This is a genomic window from Belnapia moabensis DSM 16746, assembly GCF_000745835.1.
Classification (GTDB): Bacteria; Pseudomonadota; Alphaproteobacteria; order Acetobacterales; family Acetobacteraceae; genus Belnapia; species Belnapia moabensis.
Map to the genome: position 1 here is coordinate 1 of NZ_JQKB01000125.1, position 6,727 is coordinate 6,727.

Consider the following 6,727-nt stretch of genomic DNA (forward strand, 5'->3'; position numbering starts at 1 on the left):
CGTTGAACCACTTCACAGCGCCGGTTGCCATCTGATGCGCTCCTCCTTTGGCCAAGCAGCAATGATCCCGCGGATCGGGCTGGTAAACACCAGAAAGCCACCGTCGTTCCCAATCCAACCACCCGGTCTGGGCAGCTAGCGGCTGCCGCCATGCTGGTCCAGAGCCTCGCCACAGGAGGACCGGTCGAAGCCAAGCGCCTCCTCGGCGTCTCTTGGCGCCGGGTCGCCACCGGCTCCGGCTCGCCTGACACGGCCGGGGCGGGGTCCTCCTTTTACGAAGGTGATGGCGCCCATGGTTGATGCGCTGTTGCGAGCCGTCAGAGGGCCGTCGTGCGACCAAATTAACCTGCTTGGGCTGAACCCGCTCCCTGGCGTGCTCGACGGCTTGCTCGATTCGTCCGTTTTCGGGATCGAGGGGGCGCCTACCCTGGTCATCTCGGCGACCCGTGGGTGGATCGGCGAGGCGCGGCTGTTTCGCGATGCCGAGGTCACGGCGGAGGTGCTGCTGGCCTCGGCTTGCCTGCCGCAGTTGCTCCCAGCGGCGGAAATCGGTGGCGAGGCGTACTGAGACGGCGGCTGTGCGGACAACCGCCATTGTGCGCGCTAGTCGAGGCGGGCGCACCCGCGGACATCATGCTGGTCCGGACCACCCCCGTAGACCGACCTGACCCGCTCGTCGGCGCCTCCGGCGTAGCTGAACGGGCCGACGAGATTGCCTCCGGCGCCGAGCTTCGGCAGGAATTGCGTTTGTTCGCGCTGGCCCAAGGTTTCGGGCCGACCTGCCTGCCTCGGCGGTGGGTGCCCTGGGGCGGCGGCATGACGCCCGGCTGCACGCGATCGGTGCCGAGGAGGAGTTCCGCGGGCTCAAGGCAGGGAGCCACCGCGACGCAAGCTGGTGCTTCCTTCCGCAGGATGCACGACCTCGGCCAGAGCGCTGCCGAGCCCTGGCTTGCGGCCGATCTCTCCTCGGTGGGCGTCCGCTCGACAATTAACCGGTCCGAGTTCGCTGGCTCGGTCCTTGATCTGATCCCCTCCAGGGCATCCCTCGCAGCGGCTCAAAGGCCGGGTGAGCGATGCCCAGGCTGTCTGCCGGATACATCACCAGCACCGGAAGTCACACGCGATCACAGGCGCCCAATAATGCGCCAAGGTTGCTGGTTGGATGCACATCCAGCAATCTCCGCTGTCCGATAGAGTGCGATGAGGGGTCCATATCCCGTATTGCTTTGGCGGGGTCAGGTTGGACGCACAGTAGTGGAGGATCGCCGATGCCCGCCAGCAACCAGCCCCGGAACCGGGAGGGCCAAGCCGCCGCCGAGCGTGGGGTCCGTGATATCGCGGCCCGCGGCGGTCCTTTTGTTGCGGCGGTTGAGGCCACGCGGATGCCGATGGTGGTCACCGATCCCACGGTGTTCGGCAATCCCATCATCTACGCCAACGCCACCTTCCTCGAACTATGCGGCTATGAGCGCGAGGCGGTCCTGGGCCAGAACTACTTCTTCCTCTTGGGCGAGCACGCGGCCCTGGACGTGGCAGCGCGGGTCGAAGCGGTCATGGCGGCACAGCGTCGGTTCATCGAGGACGTGCCGTTCCGTACAAGGGACGGCCGCGAGGTTTGGGTCTCGATGTTCGTCAGTCCTGTGGTCGAGGATGGCCGAGTGGTCCAGCACTTCGCCTCCTTCCTCGACATCAGCGATAGGGTGGCCCGCGAGCATGAACTGCGCGAGGCCAAGGAGACGCTGGAGCGGCGTGTTGCCACCCGGACGAGACGGCTTCAGGAGGTCAACGCGCGGCTGCAAGAGGAGGCGGAGCGGCGGCAACGGACCGAGGCCACGCTGCGCGATGCCCTGGCCCAAGGCCAGGAGGACATCCGCTACCGCGACTTCCTGATCCGCGAGGTCAACCACCGGACCAAGAACGCGCTGCAACTCGCGGTCTCGCTACTGGGCGTGCAAGCGCGCCAGATCGACGATCCGGCTTGCCGTGCGACGCTGGAAACCGCCATGGGTCGGCTCCGGCGCGTGGGCGAGGTCCATAGCCTGCTGACCTACAGAATAGGCAACCCGAATGCGATCGACTTCCCCGACTACCTCCGCCGTCTCTGCGAGGAAATGGCCGAAGCTATGGCGCCATCGCCGGAACAGGTGTCGGTCGAGGTGGAGGCTGACGAGGAGGCCGTGTGGAGCCCGGACCTTGTGGTGCCGCTCGGGCTTATCGTGGGTGAGGCAGTGACCAACGCGCTCAAATACGCCTTTCCGGATGGGCGCAGCGGGCGGGTCCGGGTCGAGTTGCACGCCGAGGCCGGTGGGCAGATGCGCCTGCTCGTCGAGGACGATGGTGCAGGCATGTCGGTCGAGCACCGGACGGGCTCGCTCGGGCTGCGGTTGGTCGAGATGTTTGCCAAGCAGGTAAAGGGCCGGGCCACAATGGAGGCCGGGCGCGGCGGCCAGGGCACCGCCGTGGCAGTCATCTTTCCCGACCCAAGCGCCAAGCCGGACTGAACGAGCCGATACGCCTCCCCTGTTTCGCTCGCCCCGTCCTTATAGGGCGCCCCGGCATGGAACGGATTGTCGGTCCGTTACCTATGCCAACGGCCTCGCACTCCATGCGAAGCCGCTCTCGCATCAGGTCGAGGGGGGCTTGCAGCGTCGCCAACACCATCTTGGCCATCGCCGCCGCCTCGGGATGGTTGTTCCGGTCCATCTCGTCGATGATGGCATGCTGGCGAGCGATACGCTCCACACCCTCTCGGACATGGCGGCTAGCCATAGCCGGGGCATCTCTGGGCGAGTCCATGATCGCCTCCCTCGGCCCATGCCTTACAATGGCCATGCGCAGTTCCGCTACAGGAATGTTCGACAGTAGACTTGTCCGTTCGATAAAATAATGTTCCTGCTGTTTGGAAGGGCCGCCTCCTAGCGGCGGAAGGTTGTCGGGCGGCGCACCATTTTCTCCGTGCTGGCTCCCGGATGGGCTCTGGGGATTGTATCTACAGCCACTTAGCCGACATACACGCGATCAAAAGAGCCACCCCGCGGGAACGCCTCCGAGGGATTTCGGTTGGGATTCCGGACGCTTTGTCCGTCGTTCCGCGTGAGGGCTATGAAGGACAGTAACGAAACGGCCAGTCGCAGCGTGGGCGAGGCGGGGCAGGATGCACTGGCCTTCAAGGCCCGCATTGCAGAGCTTGAGGCAGAGGTCGCCACTCTGCGCCGGGCTCTCGCGCAGGCTGGTTTATCGGCCGAGCAAGCGGCGGAAATGCACGCTGATGAACTCGCCCGTGAGCAGACTGATAATGCAACGGGCAGGAGGCTGGCGAAATCGGCGGCAGCCGCAGTCGAGGCGCAGCATGATCGACAGATGGCGGCAGGCCGAGCAAATCTTGCCGCCACGGAGGCGGACAACGAGGCGCTGCGGAGCGCCAACGCCGCGCTGACCGAGAGCCGTGCAGCCTTGCGCGAGCGTGATGAGCGGATGCGCCTCATCCTCGACAGCGCCACGGAGTACGCGATCTTCACTACGGACCTCAGCCGCCGCGTCACCTCATGGAACGCGGGGGCAGAGCGGCTGCTGGGTTGGACCGAGACGGAAATCATCGGCCGCTCAGCCGACCCGATCTTCACCCCCGAGGACCGCGCTGCCGGGGTGCCGGAGCGGGAGGCCGCGACGGCCCTTGCGGAAGGCCGGGCCGAGAACGAGCGCTGGCACCTTCGCCGGAACGGCGCGCGGTTCTGGGCCAGCGGGATGTTGACGCCGCTGCGCGATCCAGCAGCGGGGCCGCATGCGCCACCCCTTGGGCTGCTCGCGGTCATGCGCGACCAGACGGAGCGGCGGTGGGCGGAGGCGCGGCGGACTTTGCTGACGGACGAAATGAACCACCGCGTGAAAAACACGCTTGCGGTGGTGCAGTCGCTCACATCCTTGGGCACACGCGGTGCGTCGCCCGACCTCTCGGCCTTCGCCGTGGCCTTCCAGCGACGCATCCTCGCCCTCGCCCGTGCGCACGACCTGCTCACCCGTGAGGACTGGACCGGTGCGCCGCTCGATGGGGTCGTGCGCGCTGTTCTTGCGCCCTTGCTGGCGGACAGCGATCGGTTGGACCTGTCCACCTTCGAGGGAGCGAAGGTGTTCCTGCCACCCGGTGCAGCGCTCACCCTGGCCATGGCCCTGCATGAACTCGCCACCAACGCGGTCCGGCACGGCGCCTTGTCCGGGCCGAGCGGACGTGTCCGGGTGGTTCTCCGCGCCGCGAACGACGATGGGGACGCCGAGCCATGGCAGGCTGTCGAGTGGGTGGAGCGAGGTGGCCCGCCGATCGCGGGTCCGCCTGCTCGGCGGGGCTTCGGGCTGCGGCTTCTTGAGCGTGGGTTGGCAATACAGGCAGGCATGAAGGCCGACATCCGCTTCGAGCCGGATGGCTTGCACTGTATCCTCCGCCTGCCCCCACATCGCCGCGTCGCACTGGGCCGCCGGACCGGCAACGCCTGACCATCAGCATTGCGGCAGCTTCGCCGCGCGACGCGTGCAACCACCACTCCGGCCTTGGCCAGTGGCCCGCGCTGAGCGGGTCAGCCCGCGACCGGGAAAACAACCGTAAATTTTGCTCCCGGGCTGCCACCGTTCGCACCGAAGTTCAGTCGCCCGTGGAGTTGCCCGATCAGGGTGGAGATCACCCGCATGCCGAGACCGCTGGTTGCGCCGGGATCATATCCCGCAGGCAGCCCCGTGCCCTCGTCAGAGACCGACAGCGCGTATTCGCCCGGAGAGGTACGTTCGAGCGAGACTCTAATGCGCCCCGCCCCATGCTTAGCGGCGTTAGCCACGAGTTCGGCCACGATCAGCCCGAGGGGAACGATCCTAGCGGTCGGGAGCGCAGCATCGACGACCTCAACGGAGATCACCCCTTGGTCGGGCCGCAGCGTGCCGGAGAGATCGTCGCATAGTCGCCGGAGGTAAGCACCGCAATCGATGGTACCGTCGCCATCGCCCACGTAGAGGTGCTGATGCACCCGCGCGACTGCCGCGACCCGGCTGGCAGCCAGGGCCAACTGCATTGCGGCCTCCGTGTTCCCGAGCGCGTGCCTTTGTAGCCGCAGCAGGGCGGAGGTCAGTTGCAGGCTGTTCATCACCCGATGGTCGATCTCTTTCGCCATCAGTTCGGCCCGCCGCAGGGCCGCGTCCTTCTCCTCAACAGCCCGCGACAGGTCGGCGATGGCGCGCCGGGCCGACAGGCGAAGCTCCATCTGGTCCATGACCAGCGCGGCGAGGTGCTTGAGGTGGGCGATCTGCCGCTCGCTGACGGAGCGTGGCTCGCGGTCAATGACGCAAAGCGTGCCAAGGTTGAACCCGTCCTGCGTCCGCAGCGGCGCGCCGATGTAGAAGCGCAGGCCGAATTCTCCCGCCACCAGCGGGTTGGCGAGCGCGGGGGCATTGACCCGCGCGTCGGTCAGCACCCACGGCTCGACTTGCAGGATGGCCGAGGCACATAGGCCCGGGTCGCGCCCGATCTGTTCCACATCGAGTCCGTAGCGCGACTTAAACCAGATGCGGTCGTGATCGACGAGGCTAACGATGGCGATGGGGACTGAGAACAGGTCGGCCGCAAGCGCGGTGATGCGGTCAAAGGCGCCGTCTGGGGGTGTGTCGAGAATGTCGTATCGACGCAGCGCCGCAAGACGGTCGGTCTCGGCATTCCCGCTCGCCAGCGGTCCCCGGGTAGTTGTTTCCATGCGGCAGTATAGCCCCGCCCTCGCAGGTGCGACAGGGTAGCGGGAGCGGGTGACCCAGACTTCACACCTTATCCCGAGACTTTCTCGACTCCTCGGCGTCATGGCGCAGCGCGCGGCGCACCCGAGATGGAAGATGCACCCTCAGCATGGCCGGCAGCAGGCATCCCACAGGTTCGGCAAAGTGGCACCGCCTGGGGCATCCCGTAGGAGGTTGCGCCATCCCTCATGATGCCAGCACGGCCCCTTTATCCGGTCGTCCGCGCTTTGCACCGGCTTTCCGAACCTCTGGTTCTAGGCGCCTACCGCGGCAGCGGCATCCACGGTCCCGCCCGTTTCCCCGTTTGCCACAACGCGCGCGAGCGGGACCTCGATCTCGACCACGAGTCGCGAGGACTCCCAGTGCAACGCCACCGACCCGCCAAGCTGACCCCGAACGGTGGCCTTGATCACTCGTGTGCCGAAGCCGCGCCGCGCCGGGATGCCCTGGACCGGCGGCCCTCCGCTCTCCATCCAGTGCAGGTGCAGAAGCCCGTCCTCGCCTGCCCGGCGTGGTGTCAACGAAATCGGATGACTTCAAGCACAGTGCCGCGGCGGAGTGAACCCAAGGTTCCGGGCGGGTTTGATCGAACCGATTCCAGAGGGAATTTGTGAACACCCGCGGGTTCGCCGACTTGCGGGATCGTCCTTGAAGGTTGCCCTTGTGCGATCCCAACCTGCGGATCGGCGGCGGGACTTCGGTGGCGAACCACCTCAACCTTAGGTACAATCTTTGCAGAACGGACGCTGACCGATCCGGCATCAAAGCATTTAGTCGCTTTGGTCCCGGATCGTTGAAGGAGGCTTGGGCCGAGCACGACCCTGTTCGGCGATCTCATCCAGCGGTCCGCCGGCAGTCACCTCCCACATCATTGGACATGACCGGTCCATGATCCCCCGCGCGACCTTCGACGATCCCGGCAACGGGAAGCCGGACGACCTCATCAACCAGCATTTCAGCA

4 protein-coding genes are annotated in these 6,727 nt (G+C 66.4%); 3 read left to right on the forward strand and 1 reads right to left on the reverse strand.

The window, feature by feature from the left end; all coding sequences use genetic code 11:
• Positions 1 to 292: 292 nt before the first annotated feature.
• The 3 genes from EP26_RS27800 to EP26_RS27810 all read left to right on the forward strand — a co-directional run bounded on the left by EP26_RS27800 (position 293) and on the right by EP26_RS27810 (position 4,488).
• Positions 293 to 568 carry a hypothetical protein gene (locus EP26_RS27800; protein ID WP_043343965.1) on the forward strand — a complete coding sequence of 92 codons (276 nt, stop codon included), beginning with the start codon at positions 293 to 295 and terminating at the stop codon, positions 566 to 568.
• 700 nt (positions 569 to 1,268) lie between these two features.
• Complete coding sequence (locus EP26_RS27805; RefSeq protein WP_043343967.1) at positions 1,269 to 2,501, forward strand: sensor histidine kinase; 1,233 nt, start codon at positions 1,269 to 1,271, stop codon at positions 2,499 to 2,501.
• A 559-nt stretch (positions 2,502 to 3,060) separates the two neighbouring features.
• Entirely contained in the window at positions 3,061 to 4,488 is a 1,428-nt protein-coding gene (locus tag EP26_RS27810; protein WP_157033870.1) for a sensor histidine kinase, read from the forward strand.
• A gap of 80 nt (positions 4,489 to 4,568) precedes the next feature.
• Here the strand turns inward: EP26_RS27810 and EP26_RS33965 are convergent, their stop codons facing one another.
• A complete protein-coding gene (locus EP26_RS33965) occupies positions 4,569 to 5,729 on the reverse strand; it encodes a sensor histidine kinase (RefSeq protein WP_157033871.1) in 1,161 nt (386 codons plus the stop codon).
• Positions 5,730 to 6,727: the final 998 nt, after the last annotated feature.